Source organism: Eggerthia catenaformis OT 569 = DSM 20559 (assembly GCF_000340375.1).
Lineage (GTDB): Bacteria > Bacillota_I > Bacilli_A > Erysipelotrichales > Coprobacillaceae > Eggerthia > Eggerthia catenaformis.
In genome coordinates, this window is sequence record NZ_KB446649.1 from 1 (window position 1) to 16,039 (window position 16,039).

Genomic DNA, 16,039 nt, shown 5'->3' on the forward strand with positions numbered 1-16,039 from the left:
ACAAAAAAAGAGGGGGATGCCCTCTCTCTGCCCGGCAGCGTGCTCCTTTCGCCCTCTCGGACTATCTTCGCCGCTGTGATGCTTAACTTCCGTGTTCGGTATGGGCAACGGGTGTGTCCATCACGCCTTCACCACCGGATCTCCCGACGGTCCCTCAAAACCGGATTCCATACTTCTCGCTCTCTGACTCTCTCTCCGGTCAGGTCCTCGGCCTATTAGTGCCGGTCCGCTCAGCACGTCACCGTGCTTGCACTCCCGGTCTATCCACCTCGTCGTCTTCAAGGGGCCTTACCCTTTCGGTGGGAGGTCTCATCTCGGAGGGGGCTTCGCACTTAGATGCCTTCAGCGCTTATCCCTTCCGGACTTGGCTACCCAGCTGTGCCGCTGGCGCGACAACTGGTCCACCATCGGTCCGTCCGCCCCGGTCCTCTCGTACTGGGGACAGCTCTCCTCAGACCTCCTGCGCCCACGACAGATAGGGACCGAACTGTCTCACGACGTTCTGAACCCAGCTCGCGTACCGCTTTAATGGGCGAACAGCCCAACCCTTGGAACCGACTTCAGCTCCAGGATGCGATGAGCCGACATCGAGGTGCCAAACCTCCCCGTCGATGTGAACTCTTGGGGGAGATCAGCCTGTTATCCCCAGGGTAGCTTTTATCCGTTGAGCGACGGCCCTTCCATTCGGCACCGCCGGATCACTAAGCCCGACTTTCGTCCCTGCTCGACCTGTCTGTCTCGCAGTCAGACACCCTTATGCCTTTGCACTCGCTGCATGGTTTCCATCCATGCTGAGGGTATCTTTGGGCGCCTCCGTTACTCTTTAGGAGGCGACCGCCCCAGTCAAACTGCCCGGCTGGCACTGTCCCGTCGCCCGTCTCCGGCGTCCGGTTAGAGCCTAGATGCGCCAAGGGCGGTATCCCAACGTCGGCTCCCCCTGCGCTTGCGCGCCGGGTTCTCTGCCTCCCGCCTATCCTGTACATCACGCACCCAGGTCCAATGCCAACCTGCAGTGAAGCTCCATGGGGTCTTTCCGTCTAGTCGCGGGCAGCCTGCATCTTCACAGGCACTAAGACTTCACCGAGTCTGCAGCCGAGACAGCGCCCAAATCGTTACGCCTTTCGTGCGGGTCAGAACTTACCTGACAAGGAATTTCGCTACCTTAGGACCGTTATAGTTACGGCCGCCGTTTACTGGGGCTTCGGCTCGGAGCTTCGCTTTCGCTCACTCCTCCCCTTAACCTTCCAGCACCGGGCAGGCGTCACCCCCTATACTTCGGCTTGCGCCTTCGCAGAGAGCTGTGTTTTTGGTAAACAGTCGCTTGGGCCATTTTTCTGCGGCTCGCCTCTCAGCGAGCACCCCTTCTCCCTAAGTTACGGGGTCATTTTGCAGAGTTCCTTGGCTGCAGTTCTCTCGCTCACCTCGGGATTCTCTCCCTGCCCATGTGTGTCCATTTTCGGTACGGGCCGTATGTCGTTATTGCTAGAAGCTTTTCCTGGAAGATGCTCCTCGGCTTTCCGTACTTGCCTCAGCTTTCCGTATGCGTCACGCCTTCCCCTTATCAGAAACCGGTTTTCCCTGGTCTCCGGGTCTCTCGCTTACACCGGCTCTTCCGTCCGCCGGCACCGCCTTGCTTCTCCGTCACTCCTTCACCGCCATACGGGTACGGGAATCTCCACCCGTCTTCCATCGGCTGCGCCTCTCGGCCTCACCTTAGGTCCCGACTCTCCCAGGGTGGACGAACCTTCCCCTGGAATCCTTGGGCAATCGGTGTGTGGGATTCTTACCCACATTTCGCTACTCACGCCGGCATTCTCTCTTCCATGCGCTCCAGCCGCCCTTCCGGTCTGCCTTCGCCGCTGCATGGAACGCTCCCCTACCGCAGTCTCCTGCCCAGAGCTTCGGTGTCATGCTTAGCCCCGGTAAATTATCGGCGCGGAGTCATTCGACTAGTGAGCTGTTACGCACTCTTTCAAGGATGGCTGCTTCTGAGCCAACCTCCTAGCTGTCTGCACATCTCCACTTCCTTTTCCACTTAGCATGCACTTTGGGACCTTAGCTGCTGGTCCGGGCTGTTTCCCTCTCGTCTACGGACCTTATCACCCGCAGACTGACTGCCGCGCTTCTCCTCTGGGAACATTCGGAGTTTGATTATGCTCAGTACCGCGGGATGCGGCCATCGCATATTCAGTGCTCTACCTTCCCCAGCCACCGCGCGACGCTAGCCCTAAAGCTATTTCGGGGAGAACCAGCTATCTCCGGGTTCGTTTGGAATTTCACCCCTAGCCACAGGTCATCCGCCAACGTTTCAACGGGGGTCGGTTCGGTCCTCCATCGGGTCTTACCCCGACTTCAACCTGCCCATGGCTAGCTCACCCGGTTTCGGGTCTGCCCCGCGCGACTTCCGCCCTCTTCGGACTCGCTTTCGCTCCGGCTCCGCATCTTCTGCTTAACCTCGCCGCGCACGGCAACTCGCCGGCTCATTCTACAAAAGGCACGCCATCACCCTCTTGCGGGGCTCTGACTTCTTGCAGGCATATGGTTTCAGGTTCTCTTTCACTCCCCTCCCGGGGTTCTTTTCACCTTTCCCTCACGGTACTCGTTCGCTATCGGTCGCGCGCTAGTGTTTAGCCTTTCGGGATGGTCCCCGATGCTTCCGGCAGGATTCCTCGTGTCCCGCCGTACTCAGGATCTCTGCTCGCTTCCTCGCTTGCGCCTTCGGGTACGGGTCTCTCACCCTCTCCGGATGGGCTTCCCTGCCCATTCCCCTGACGCCTTCAATTCCGCTCTTCGCAGCTCCTTCTACCCCGCATCTCTGCGGTTTGGGCTCGTCCGCTTTCGCTCGCCGCTACTTACGGATTCTCTTTTGATTTCTCTTCCTACAGGTACTCAGATGTTTCACTTCCCTGCGTCTCGCTCCTGCGGGGCCCCTTTCGTTCGCCCCGCGGTGCTCCCCTCTTAGAGGAGCGGGTTCCCCCATTCGGATATCGCCGGATCTTTGCCTGCCTGCGGCTCCCCGGCGCATTTCGCCGCTTGCTGCGTCCTTCTTCGCCTTCGCGCGCCTATGGCATCCGCCATACGCCCTTTCTTTCCTGACCTTCTCTTGTCTTTCTTCTATGAGCTTGAGTTCTCTGCTTTTTTTCTTGCTGTTTCTCTTGCTTTTCTCGTTTCTTAGCTTTTTGCCCACAACAGATTTCAGACTCTCTTCTATCATCTCTGATCTCTTCTCTGAATTCTCTGTTATGTGTTTCGCAGAAAGTCTGATCTTCCGATCAGCCTTCCTTCTTGCTTGAAATATGTTATCCGGTTTTCAGGGACCCTCCCTTGAGTGTCTGAACACTCATAACCAAGTAGAAACGCTCTCTTCTCCCTAGAAAGGAGGTGATCCATCCCCACGTTCCCGTAGGGATACCTTGTTACGACTTCACCCCAATCATCAGCCCCGCCTTCGACAGCTCCCTCCCCTTGCGGGGTTGGGCCGCCGGCTTCGGGCGTTGCCGACTCTCATGGTGTGACGGGCGGTGTGTACAAGGCCCGGGAACGTATTCACCGCAGCATGCTGATCTGCGATTACTAGCGATTCCAGCTTCGTGCAGCCGAGTTGCAGGCTGCAGTCCGAACTGTGAACGGGTTTCTGGGCTCCGCTCCGCCTCGCGGCTTCGCCTCCCTCTGCTCCGTCCATTGTAGCACGTGTGTAGCCCAGGCCATAAGGGGCATGATGATTTGACGTCATCCCCGCCTTCCTCCCCCTTACAGGGGCAGTCCCGCCAGAGTCCCCATCCTGAATGCTGGCAACTGGCGGCAGGGGTTGCGCTCGTTGCGGGACTTAACCCAACATCTCACGACACGAGCTGACGACAACCATGCACCACCTGTCTTCTCCTCCTTCCCTTTCGGCAAGGTCTCGCGCGTCTCCGCGCGATCGGATCGATGTCAAGGCCTGGTAAGGTTCTTCGCGTTGCTTCGAATTAAACCACATGCTCCACCGCTTGTGCGGGCCCCCGTCAATTCCTTTGAGTTTCATCCTTGCGGACGTACTACTCAGGCGCGATACTTAATGCGTTGGCTTCGGCACCGGGATGTGACTCCCGACACCTGGTATCGATCGTTTACAGCGTGGACTACTAGGGTATCTAATCCTATTTGCTCCCCACGCTTTCGGGAATGAGCGTCAGTGCCGGACCAGACCGCCGCCTTCGCCACCGGTGTTCCTCCATATATCTACGCATTTCACCGCTACACATGGAATTCCGCGATCCTCTTCCGCACTCCAGGCGCGCGGTTTCCATAGCCGCCCGAAGTTTAGCTTCGGGCTTTTACTACGGACCTTCGCGTCCGCCTGCTCCCTCTTTACGCCCAATGATTCCGGATAACGCTTGCCACCTACGTATTACCGCGGCTGCTGGCACGTAGTTAGCCGTGGCTTTCTCGCAGAGTACCGTCACGAAAAGCGCATTTCCTCGCTCTCCCGTTCTTCCTCTGCAACAGAGCTTTACAGCCCGAAGGCCTTCCTCACTCACGCGGCGTTGCTCGGTCAGGGTTCCCCCCATTGCCGAAAATTCCCTACTGCTGCCTCCCGCAGGAGTCTGGGCCGTGTCTCAGTCCCAGTGTGGCCGTCCGCCCTCTCAGGCCGGCTACGCATCGTCGCCTTGGTGGGCCTTTACCCCGCCAACTGGCTAATGCGCCACAGGTCCATCCGTCAGCTGTCCCCGAAAGGACACTTTAACTCAACGAGGATGCCCTCCTTGAGCCTATGCGGTCTTAGCAGCCGTTTCCAGCTGTTGTCCCCCTCTGACGGGCAGGTTCCCCATGTGCTCCTCACCCGTTCGCCACTGGCTGCCTTATGGCAGCCCGTTCGACTTGCATGTATTAGGCACGCCGCCAGCGTTCATCCTGAGCCAGGATCAAACTCTCCATCTCTTTTTTGATGAAAAGCCTCTCTCGGCTCTCTTCTTTATCTCTTTTCTTTCTGACGCGTTTCTACTCAGTTTTCAGTGTTCCGTCTCCACACACTCCCTTGAGTGCTTTATTAATATACCACTCCCCCGTTGCTTTGTAAATACCTTTTTCCTAAAATTAAAAAATTCTTATTTTTCTTTCCTTCTTTTCCATCTTTTAAAACTTTTTCATTTCATAAATACACATTAATTTTTATTAGTCTCACTTATTTTAAATCATAATCATTACATTAAATGCATTAAAGTGATTCATCTGATACAAAAATCACTCCTTGTGGATAGCTTCTAATCATTGCATTATCCATTTAGAGTGATAAGTGATAATATCAAATTATTTAATCATATTAATTCATTCTTTTACCGGTATGAAAATTATATGTAATACCATTAAATGTCACAAAACCTTCATCAGTAAATATTGTCTTACTTATTCGCAGTTTTTCAAATTCTTTAAAACTCCATAATTTATCCATAAATTCATCTTCATCTTTACAATGATAAATTTTCATATATTTAGAGATGATTTTCTCATCATCCTAGTCAGAAACTTCATCATTTTTATCAGACTCATCATCTTTTCCGGCTTCTTCACCATTAAAATCAGCTAATTTTGGCAGATGACCTATTTCTACAACAGACCCATGTTTAATCTCTAAATCAGAGCTGGTGATTTCAATAGTATCATGATTTCTGAAATAAACATAAAAAGTATCACCAATCTTTTGAATATCGCTTTTGTTTCTGCGATATTTTTTCATCAAATATCTTATTTTAAGCTGAGTGTCCTGATAAGAATCCTGAGTTTCTGCAGACATATTATTGGCATGCGAACCCCATCCCGCCTTATACGGTCTCTCTTCAGGATGAAGCACTAAATATTTTAAAGTTGCAACAACATCTCTTGCTGAATGTCCCTTGAATGTATCCCATGTTTTAACTAGACTGATAATACGCTCAATAGAAATATTATGAAAATGATCTAAATGAGGCACAATAAACTCTTGCTTAGTTCGATCAAAGCCAGTCGTATACTTAATACCTCCATAATTAAGATATTTGAGATCTACTTTCATTGCCGGCTCTACTTCATCATAAGTAAACATTTCAAATTTTTCTACATCGAGTCCTTTTTCTTCATAATCAGTCACTTTAATATATGGATAATAAGGAGACGGATCTTCATAAACAACTTCTTCAGTATTATCTGCTCGATAAATATGCCAGTGATCTCCATGTTTTGCAATTTTAACTACTCTCTTCGGATCATTCTTATCAAAATATATAGGTGAAGTTTTCTTCTTTGGATTATTTGAAGTCTTATGATCTCCCTTATATTCATCTATCTTAATACCCATAAATTCATTTCCAAGATTATCATAAGTAATATATTCAGCCTGATCTTTAGTATAAACATGATAATGATCACCATGTTTTAAGATCTTAACAATATTAAGCTTTTTTAACTCATCAGCAGAAACAACTTTAATTGTTTTCAGCCCTGATATGCCCGAAGATTTCCCTGTGTTTTTTTTAACTGAAGCAGAGTGAGAACCTTTATAAACCCCATAATATGCATGAGGATAAAGTGATCTAGGGTTTGTATAAGTGATAAATTCATTTCCATCACTCGTATAAACATGATAATGATCACCATGCTTTAAAATCTTAACCACTATTACCGTATTAGCTAATCGATTTGTTCCCTTATGAGTATGGGAACCTTTATACTGAGTAATTCTTATTTTAGGAAATAAACGAGATGGGTTTTCATAAGTCAGATATTCCTTTCCATCAGCTGTGAACACATGCCAATGATTACCATGAACTTTAATTTCCTTTATTTTTTTACCTTTTAATTGAGATAGCGAAACAACACTTACAAATTCTAAACTTTGCTGATTATTTGATTTATTTGGATCAGTATAAGTAATATGCTCTTTTCCATCTCTAGTAAACACATGCCAATGATCCCCGTGTTTTACTATCTTAATAATGTCTTTCTTATTAATAGCCGGTGTGTCAACAAGAACCTTTGTTGTTTGATCACTCGCATAATTAGTTTTCTTTTCCTGAAATTCAGTTTTTTCTGTATTTATACTCTTTTTTTTATCTGTATTAAAACTGCATGCTGTCATTGTTAAAGTCAGCAGTATAGCACAGTTTACTTTTATTAATTCTTTCTTCATATAAACTCCTTATTTATTTCTTTTTAAAACCATTGAAACAATAAGCCCTGCAACAGCTGTTAGTACAATAACCGAGCCGGGCTTTAAATTAAATGTATATGATACAAACAATCCACCAATCGTATATATTAAAGACAATCCTATAGAAACAAACAATGTCGAACGATAGGTTTTTGTCAGCTGCATTGCACAGATAACAGGTATTACCAATAATGAAGACACTATCAGAGATCCAATTGTTTTGGCTGAAAGAGAAATCGCTACAGCTGTCAAAAAAGTGAAAACAAACTGGATAGCTTTTACATTAATTGATAATAATGGTGCTGATATAGGATCAAAAACAATTAGATATAAGCGATCATAAATCAAGCGATAAATAATAAGCACAGCAATAGAAATTGCGATTACTAAATAATATTCCTGATCTCCTATAGTAACAATAGAGCCAAAAAGATATGAACTAATGGCATTAGAATTATTTGTAAAACTTGTAAATATGCCGGCTAATCCTATTGAAGCGGCAAGAATAATAACAGCAGATATTTCCTGATAAGCTTTAAGTTTATCCCTAATTATTTCAATACTTAATCCGGCAATAATACAAGCAGCAATAGATCCAAGCAATGGATGAATTCCTAAAGCCAATCCAATAGCAACACCGGCCAAAGAAGAATGAGAAAGTGTATCTCCCATCATAGAAAGTCTCTTTAATAAGACAGTCAATCCAATACATGGAAGAATGACTGCCAGAATAACCCCAATAACAAAGGCACGACGCATAAACTCATATTGAAAAATATCAAACATAATCTTTTATTTCTCCCTCTTTTATTTCATAAACCCGATCTAAGTAAGGAAGTGCTTCAGACAACTGATGTGTTACCATAATCACTGTCTTAGTTTTTGCGAGATCTTTGAGCATTTCAAAAAGCTCACACGAAAATTTAACGTCAATACCGGTTGTCGGTTCATCAAGAATAATTATTCTGGCATCCTTAATAAGTGCCAGTAAAACGCCGAGTCTTTGTAGCTGTCCGCCAGAAAGAGAAGATAATGTCTTCTTACGATGTTTATATAATCCGACTTTATCAAGAAAATATGAAGCATCCTGTCTGACCTTTAAATGTCTTATATGAACTTTAACCGTCTCTTCAATTGTTGTAGGAAAATTCTTATATCCTAATACAGAGTGCTGTGAAATAAATGCAATATCCTGATAATGATTATCTTTTTCTATTAAATCACCAAATATTCTTATTTCCCCTCGACTATATTTAAGATTCCCTAATATCAAATGAAGCAGTGTTGATTTACCGGCTCCATTTTCACCAACAATTGCACAAAATGTATTTTCCGGAATGACTAAGTGAAGATTATTTAAAATCGGCTCTAAATCATAGGAAAAACAAAGATTATTAATTTCTAAAGCATTACTCATTGAACGACTGAATTAACTGCTCAAGATTATATTCCATGAGCTTTAAATAACCTTTCTTCATTTCTGCTTCATTAAGACTTTCCATCGTATAGAGAGTCGCAGTTTTCGTATGAGTATTTTTAGCTAGCGTCTGTGCCACTTTAGGTGTAGCTTTTCCTTCAAAAAAGATTGTTTTTACACGATGTTTTTTAACAAAGTCAGCAATAGTCTTCAATTGTTTGGCTGATGGTTCATCTTCAGGAGAAATACCGGTTACAGCTATCTGCTTTAATCCATAATCTTTAGCAAGATAATTAAAAGCAGCATGGGATACAATAAAATACTTATCTTTACTTTTAACCTTTGATAATTCCTTTTTAAACTTCTGATCTAAAGCTTTAAACTGACTAACTGCATTTTCATAATTTTTCTTATATATTTCTTTATTCTCCGGATCAATAGAAGAAACTTTACGATAAATAGTATCAAGCTGAATAATTGTATTTTTAATACTTAACCATGTATGGGGATTAACACTATCGTGGGAAGAGCTATGTTCGCTTTCTAAAAGAGTAAGACCTTGAGATAAATCAAGAAACTGATTTTTCTTTTGAGAAACATCTTTTAAATTATCAATAAACCCTTCCATATGAGCACCATTATAAACAATCAGATCAGCCTTAGTGATTTTAGTCATATCTTTAGTATTGAGTTCAAAATCATGGGGCTCCTGATTTCCTTTGATAATCATTTCAATATTCATCTTATTTCCTACAATCCTTTTCGTTAGATCATAAACAGGAAAAAATGTTGTATAAACAGTTTTTTTAGATGAATTCTTAACAGATTCTTTCTGGCTGCATCCACTTATAATAAGTGAGAGGATAAATGCTACAGAAAGTATATATTTCAGTTTTTTCATATTTTTCTCCTTTTGCAAATGATTCGCGTATTCATAATATCATATTTTCTTTTTCTGTCAATTAAAAAAACGCAAATCTATTGCATTTTTTAATTGACTGATATTAACACAAAAAAATGACCAGAAATACATATATGTATCTCTAGTCATTTTGGTTTATAATTCTTTTTTAGCAATAAAAGCTGCTCTTCCAATGTAGCCGGCAGGAGTCATAGAAACAAGTGTATGACGATCCTGATCAGAAAGCATTGTCAGCCCTTGTGCAAAATCAATAATAGCTTCTTTAGAAATATTCTTCCCTCTTGTTAGTGCTTTTAATTGATCATAAGCATCAGCTATACCATATTTTCTAAGCATAGTCTGAATAGGTTCTGCAAGTACTTCCCATTTTTCATTAAGATCGTTGGCAAGTTTTTCTTCATTAATAACACATTTTTCAAGACCGGCCTGAGTTTCAGAAATAGCCTGAAGGGAATAACCGAATGCTAGTCCCAAATTCCTTTGAGTTGATGAATCAGAAAGATCTCTCTGCATCCTTGACTTAGGAAGTTTATTTGATAATGATATACAAATATTATTTGAGAAATCAGCATTGGCTTCACTATTTTCAAATCTGATTGGATTAACTTTATGAGGCATCGTTGATGAACCAACTTCTCCTTTTACTGGAATCTGTTTAAAATATTCCATAGAAATATAAAGCCACATATCTACATCAAGATCCATCATTATATTATTAAAATGTCTTATACCATCTAAAATCTGACAAATATAATCATGTGATTCTATCTGTGTTGTATAAGGATTAAATGTTAGCTGTAAATAATCTTCAATAAATTCTTTGCTTGCTTCTTCCCAATTAACATCAGGAAAAGCAATACCAATAGCACTATAATTACCGGTAGCTCCATTAAATTTTGCTTTATAAGAAATAGCAATAATATTTTCAATACAGCATTTTAGACGATAAGCATAGACCTTAAACTCTTTGCCTACTGTCGTTGGTGTGGCCGGCTGCCCATGTGTGTGTGCCAGCATAGGAATATCTGCATATCTGATAGCCAATTCATCAATTTTCTTCATAAAGGCCTTTGCTTCTTTTAACCATATATTCTTTAGTCCATCTCTTAACATACATCCATATGATGTATTGTTAATATCCTCTGATGTACATCCAATATGAACAAAACTTTCTAAATGCTCATAACCAAATTCTTTTAGTTTTTCATCAATAAAATATTCAACAGCTTTTACATCATGTCTTGTAATATTCTCTATTTCTTTAATTCTTTTAAAAGAATTAAAATCAAAATCAGTATCAATAGCTAAGATATCACTCATTTCATGTGAAGAAACAGTTTTTAAAACAGGCATATCAACATGATCAATAAGATATTTAAGCCATTGTATTTCTACATGTACTCGATATCTTACTAAAGCATATTCAGAAAAATAATCTCCTAAAGCATCTTTTATTTTTCCATACCGCCCATCTAAAGGACTTAATGTCTTACTCTCAAATTCTAGTTTATCCATTTACTATTCTCCTTTAAAATAAGCAACACCCGATTCAAAAATCTTTTGATCCATGTCACCATATATATTTTTATTTCTATTTTCACCTTGACGTTCGCTATGTCCCATTTTCCCTAGAACACGTCCATCCAATGATAATATACCTTCTATACCATACATTGAACCATTTGGATTATATGGAGATTGCATGGTTACCTGACCGTTATCATCAACATATTGAGTAAAAACCTGGCCATTTTCAACCAATTTATCAAGCACTTCTTTCTTAGCAATAAAACGTCCTTCCCCATGTGAAACAGGAATAATATGCTGATCTCCTGTATCCACATATCTCAGCCATGGAGATTTTACACTAGAAATACGTGTTGTAGCCATCTGAGAAACATGTCGTCCAATCATATTAAATGTAAGTGTTGGATCATCACTGCTCATATCATGAATAAAACCATCAGGCAATAAGCCTGTTTTAATAAGTGCCTGGAATCCATTACATATTCCAATAATTAAACCTTCACGGTGATCCATCAAATCCGCAATTGCTTCTTTAACTTGAGGATTTCTTAATACAGTAGCAATAAACTTACCTGATCCTTCCGGCTCATCAGAGGCACTGAATCCTCCCGGAAACATAATAATCTGAGATTCATTAATTGCTTCTACAAATTCTTTGACAGAATCTTCTATATCCTTCTGAGTTTTATTTCTAATCAATACAATTCGTGGGACAGCACCGGCTTTCTTGAAGGCTCTAGCACTATCATATTCACAGTTTGTTCCGGGAAATACAGGAATAACAGCCTTGACTACATCGTATTTTTTAGAAGCATAAAGTCTGCCTCTATCCTTGCAATCCTTTACTTTCACTTCATGGCTGCCACTATCTGCAAATACCGGATAAACATCTTCTAAGACATTAACATTCCATTGATAAGCTTCATCTAATGAAACAGATTCATTTTTATAAGTCACTTCTTTTGAGTTATTTGTATGACCAATAATACGGCTTGATGCATGAGTTACTATCTGATCATTATCTACTTCTAAAAGAATATGCCCATATTTTCTTCTTGTTAAGTCTTCTAAAGAAAGACTGTCATTTATTTCAATACCAATCTCATTACCAAATGCTGATTTAAAGAGAGATTCTATTAAACCGCCCTCTTTCACTGTATAAGCACTATAAACTTTACCATCAATCATTAAATTATGAATAGTATCATAAACATTCTTTAAGACTTCAAAATCAGGAATAAAATTCTGATCACATGGAATCATCATTTCTATAATTGTATGCCCCGCTCCTTTTAATTCCGGAGTTATCACTTCATCAGCTTCTGCAGCAGTAATCGCAAATGATACAAAAGTCGGAGGGACATCAAGATTTTCAAATGAGCCGGACATAGAGTCCTTACCGCCAATAGATGGGAGAAGCAATGCTTCCTGAACACGATAAGCTCCCAGTAAGGCTGCCAAAGGTTGTCCCCATCTTTTAGGATCATTATCAAGTCTTTCAAAAAATTCCTGGAAAGAAAAACGAATAGTATGGTAATCACCACCCATGGCTGTTATTTTTGCAACTGATTCAATAATCGCATTAATCGCACCATGATATGGAGACCATGATGCTATTTTTGGATTATAGCCATAAGCAAACAATGAACATGTTGTCGTTTCTTTATTCAAAACAGGAATCAATGCTGCCATGCCTTCAGTTTCTGTTCTTAATGTTTTCCCGCCATAAGGTGATAAAACAGTTCCATTACCAATAGATGAATCAAATCTTTCTGATAAGCCTTTCTGTGAAGCGACATTTAAATCTGATAATACATCTTTAACTGTTTCTTTAAAGGTTTCTTTAATCTTTCTTTGATAAGGATCAATAGTAAAATCCGGTAAAGACAAGGTAATATTCTGATAACGTTTTGCTCCATTTTTATTTAGAAAATTGCGTGATATATCAACAATCTTCTGACCTCTATAGTGCATCGTCAATCGTTTATGATCAGTAATTTCAGCAACACAGACAGCTTCAAGATTCTCTTTATGACATTCATTCATACAATAGTCTAAATCTTCTTTATTAATGACAATAGCCATTCTTTCTTGTGATTCAGATATTGCTAATTCTGTACCGGTTAATCCTTCATATTTCTTTAGAATTGCATCAAGATTGATATTCAAACCATCAGCCAGTTCTCCAATTGCAACAGATACGCCTCCGGCACCAAAATCATTACACCTAACAATCTTGCTTGAGAATTCAGCATTTCTAAATAATCTTTGAATTTTTCTTTCTTCAATCGGATTTCCTTTTTGAACTTCTGCACCGGCTGTTTCAGTCGTTTTCAGCTCATGTTTTTTAGAAGAACCGGTAGCACCGCCAATACCATCACGTCCGGTCCGTCCACCTATTAGTAAAACAATTTGTCCGGCCTGCGGTTCAAGTCTATTAACCTGATGCTTTGGCGCCGCTGCAACCACTGCTCCCAATTCCATTCTTTTAGCTATATATCCTTCATCATAAATTTCATGAACATATCCTGTTGCTAAGCCAATCTGATTGCCATAGCTTGAAAATCCCTGAGCTGCTTCACGGCAAATTTTTCTTTGCGATAATTTTCCCGGCATTGTTTCTTTAAGTGATTTTCTGGGATCTCCGGCACCGGTAATTCTCATAGACTGATAGACATAAGCACGTCCTGATAACGGGTCTCTAATACATCCGCCAAGGCATGTAGCTGCTCCGCCAAATGGTTCTATCTCAGTTGGATGATTATGTGTTTCATTTTTAAACATCAGCAGCCAATCTTCATCACCTGTATCTGTATGAACTTTTAATTCTATTGAGCAGGCATTAATTTCCTCTGATACTTCCATATCATCCAAATAACCTCTTTTACGAAGCTCCTTCATGCATATTGTTCCTAAATCCATTAAAGTTAAAGGACGATCTGTATCAATTCCATAAACAAAATGACGTGAAGCTTTATAATTCTCAATATCTTTTTCTAATATTGCCTTAAATGTCCCATTTTCAATATCAATATCCGTAATAATTGTACCAAAAGTTGTATGACGACAATGATCACTCCAATAAGTATCTAAAACTTTTAATTCTGTTTCTGTAGGATCCCTTTTTTCCTCTTCCTTAAAATACTCTTGAGTAACCTTTAAATCATCCTCATTCATAGCCATACCATTGCTTCTGATATAATCATTTAACTGCTCTACAGAAAAATCTCTAAATCCTTTAATAATCGGTACTTCTTTTATTACTGTAGTCTGATCATCTAATGTCTCAGGTTTCTCTAGTTTTGCCAGTCTCGAATCAACAGGATTAATGAAAAAATCTTCTATTAACTTCATCTCCTTTTCATTAATACCGGTTATCTCATAAACACGAGCATATTTAATTTTAATATTTGTTTCCTGACTTAACAGCTGAAAGCACTGCTGTGCAAAATCAGCACGTACATCATACTGTCCGGGTAAATATTCAACAGCAAATATTTTTGCCTGTGACAATGATGGATAATCTTCCAGATAAACTTCATCAGTCATTGGCTCTGATAAGATAGTTGAAACTCCCATCTTTAATACATCTTCATTTATTCCCTGTAAATCATAACGATTTAATACACGTACATCTTTAACTGTCTTCAAACCAAGCTGATGACGCAGATTATGACGAATATCATGTGCCTCAACAGAATTCTCTTTTCTTTTTTCTACATATACACGGTAAACTTTACTCATGATATCCTCCTAATTTAATCCAATATCTTTTCGACAATATATCCCGTCAAAATGAATCTGACTAATAGCCTGATATACTTTATCTCTAGTCTCTTCCAAAGACCGTCCTTTTGCACAAATATTTAATACACGTCCCCCATTTGTAACCAATGTATTATCCTTAACAGCAGTTCCGGCATGAAATACTACAATATCCTGACTTAAACTATCCAATCCGGTAATCTCCAATCCTTTAGGATAGCTTAACGGATAGCCTTGACTCGATAAAACAACACAGGTTACCACATCATTACTCCACTTAATATCTACATCTTTCAAACGATTAGATGCAACAGCATCCATAATCTCATAAAGATCACTCTCTAAACGCATTAAGATAGCTTGTGTTTCAGGATCCCCAAAACGTACATTAAATTCTAATACCTTAGCTTTATGATTTTCAACCATTAAGCCAATAAAAATAACCCCTCGATAATCTAAATGATCCTCTTTAAGTCCTTTTAAAAACGGCTTAAGAATATCCTCATTCAAGCAGTTCTCTGTTTCCTTCTCTAAAAAAGGATTAGGAGAAACACTACCCATACCCCCTGTATTAGGACCTTTATTATTGTCATAAATTTGTTTATGATCCTTAACAGAAACCATTGGAACAATAGTCTGACCATCTACAAAACATAATAATGAACACTCAAAACCTGTTAAAAATTCTTCAATTACCAGCTTCTTTCCTGCACCATCTAATATTCTTCCAGAAAGCATTTCAGTAATAGCTTTTTTCGCCTGACTTTCATTTTCAGCAATTACAACACCCTTTCCGGCAGCCAAACCATCCGCCTTCACAACAACCGGATAAGTAAATTCCTTTAATGCCTCAAATGCTTCTTTTTCTCTTGTAACTTCCTTATACTGAGCCGTTGGAATATGATGTCTAATCATAAAATTTTTAGAAAAAGCTTTTGACCCTTCCAACATAGCACTTTGTTTTCTTGGACCAAACACTTTATATCCATGTTCTTCTAACAGATCTGCAAGACCAAGACATAATGGAACTTCAGGACCAATAACAGTTAAATCAATATTCTTTTGTTCAACTGTCTTTAGAATACTTTCTAAATCTTCTACCCTGCCATCTATACATTCTCCAATTTGTGCTATCCCCGGATTACCGGGTATAGCATAAATATGTGTTACATGTTTACTTTTTTTTAATGACCAGGCTATCGCATGTTCACGACCGCCGCTTCCAATAATGAGCACATTCATA

The 16,039-nt window shown here is 40.9% G+C and carries 8 protein-coding genes and 3 rRNA genes; all 11 read right to left on the minus strand.

Annotated elements, in window-relative coordinates; translation table 11 throughout:
• Nucleotides 1-29: 29 nt before the first annotated feature.
• Nucleotides 30-139: ribosomal RNA gene (gene rrf / locus HMPREF9943_RS07060) — 5S ribosomal RNA — on the minus strand.
• A gap of 56 nt (nt 140-195) precedes the next feature.
• Nucleotides 196-3,098, minus strand: a 23S ribosomal RNA gene (locus HMPREF9943_RS07065).
• Nucleotides 3,099-3,374: 276 nt separating this feature from the next.
• Nucleotides 3,375-4,920 (minus strand): 16S ribosomal RNA (locus HMPREF9943_RS07070).
• The 16S, 23S and 5S rRNA genes sit together here, the layout of an rRNA operon.
• A gap of 382 nt (nt 4,921-5,302) precedes the next feature.
• Nucleotides 5,303-5,431 carry a hypothetical protein gene (locus HMPREF9943_RS10385; protein WP_276324490.1) on the minus strand — a complete coding sequence of 43 codons (129 nt, stop codon included), beginning with the start codon at nt 5,429-5,431 and terminating at the stop codon, nt 5,303-5,305.
• Nucleotides 5,432-5,494: 63 nt separating this feature from the next.
• Nucleotides 5,495-7,144, minus strand: a complete 1,650-nt coding sequence (locus tag HMPREF9943_RS09745) for a pneumococcal-type histidine triad protein (RefSeq protein WP_004803456.1) — start codon at nt 7,142-7,144, stop codon at nt 5,495-5,497.
• Nucleotides 7,145-7,153: 9 nt separating this feature from the next.
• The gene (locus HMPREF9943_RS07080) at nt 7,154-7,951 is read right to left on the minus strand and encodes a metal ABC transporter permease (RefSeq protein ID WP_004803458.1); all 798 of its coding nucleotides are present in this window, start codon (nt 7,949-7,951) and stop codon (nt 7,154-7,156) included.
• Nucleotides 7,944-8,582 (minus strand): metal ABC transporter ATP-binding protein, encoded by a 639-nt coding sequence (locus tag HMPREF9943_RS07085; RefSeq protein WP_004803460.1) that lies wholly within the window; start codon nt 8,580-8,582, stop codon nt 7,944-7,946. Before HMPREF9943_RS07085 ends, HMPREF9943_RS07080 begins: the two co-directional genes overlap by 8 nt.
• Nucleotides 8,575-9,483: a metal ABC transporter substrate-binding protein gene (locus HMPREF9943_RS07090; protein WP_004803461.1), complete on the minus strand. Its 909-nt coding sequence runs from the start codon at nt 9,481-9,483 to the stop codon at nt 8,575-8,577. Before HMPREF9943_RS07090 ends, HMPREF9943_RS07085 begins: the two co-directional genes overlap by 8 nt.
• 156 nt (nt 9,484-9,639) lie before the next feature.
• A complete protein-coding gene (purB, locus tag HMPREF9943_RS07095) occupies nt 9,640-11,019 on the minus strand; it encodes an adenylosuccinate lyase (RefSeq protein ID WP_004803463.1) in 1,380 nt (459 codons plus the stop codon).
• A gap of 3 nt (nt 11,020-11,022) precedes the next feature.
• Entirely contained in the window at nt 11,023-14,775 is a 3,753-nt protein-coding gene (locus tag HMPREF9943_RS07100) for a phosphoribosylformylglycinamidine synthase (RefSeq protein ID WP_004803464.1), read from the minus strand.
• A 9-nt stretch (nt 14,776-14,784) separates the two neighbouring features.
• Entirely contained in the window at nt 14,785-16,038 is a 1,254-nt protein-coding gene (purD, locus tag HMPREF9943_RS07105) for a phosphoribosylamine--glycine ligase (protein ID WP_004803467.1), read from the minus strand.
• Between the last annotated feature and the right edge of the window lies 1 nt (nt 16,039).

Excerpts from the sequence above, each read along its gene's own strand:
- HMPREF9943_RS10385 (WP_276324490.1), bottom strand. The coding sequence starts at position 5,431 with ATGGATAAATTATGGAGTTTTAAAGAATTTGAAAAACTGCGAATAAGT.
- HMPREF9943_RS09745 (WP_004803456.1), bottom strand. The coding sequence starts at position 7,144 with ATGAAGAAAGAATTAATAAAAGTAAACTGTGCTATACTGCTGACTTTA.
- HMPREF9943_RS07080 (WP_004803458.1), bottom strand. The coding sequence starts at position 7,951 with ATGTTTGATATTTTTCAATATGAGTTTATGCGTCGTGCCTTTGTTATT.
- HMPREF9943_RS07085 (WP_004803460.1), bottom strand. The coding sequence starts at position 8,582 with ATGAGTAATGCTTTAGAAATTAATAATCTTTGTTTTTCCTATGATTTA.
- HMPREF9943_RS07090 (WP_004803461.1), bottom strand. The coding sequence starts at position 9,483 with ATGAAAAAACTGAAATATATACTTTCTGTAGCATTTATCCTCTCACTT.
- purB (WP_004803463.1), bottom strand. The coding sequence starts at position 11,019 with ATGGATAAACTAGAATTTGAGAGTAAGACATTAAGTCCTTTAGATGGG.
- HMPREF9943_RS07100 (WP_004803464.1), bottom strand. The coding sequence starts at position 14,775 with ATGAGTAAAGTTTACCGTGTATATGTAGAAAAAAGAAAAGAGAATTCT.
- purD (WP_004803467.1), bottom strand. The coding sequence starts at position 16,038 with ATGAATGTGCTCATTATTGGAAGCGGCGGTCGTGAACATGCGATAGCC.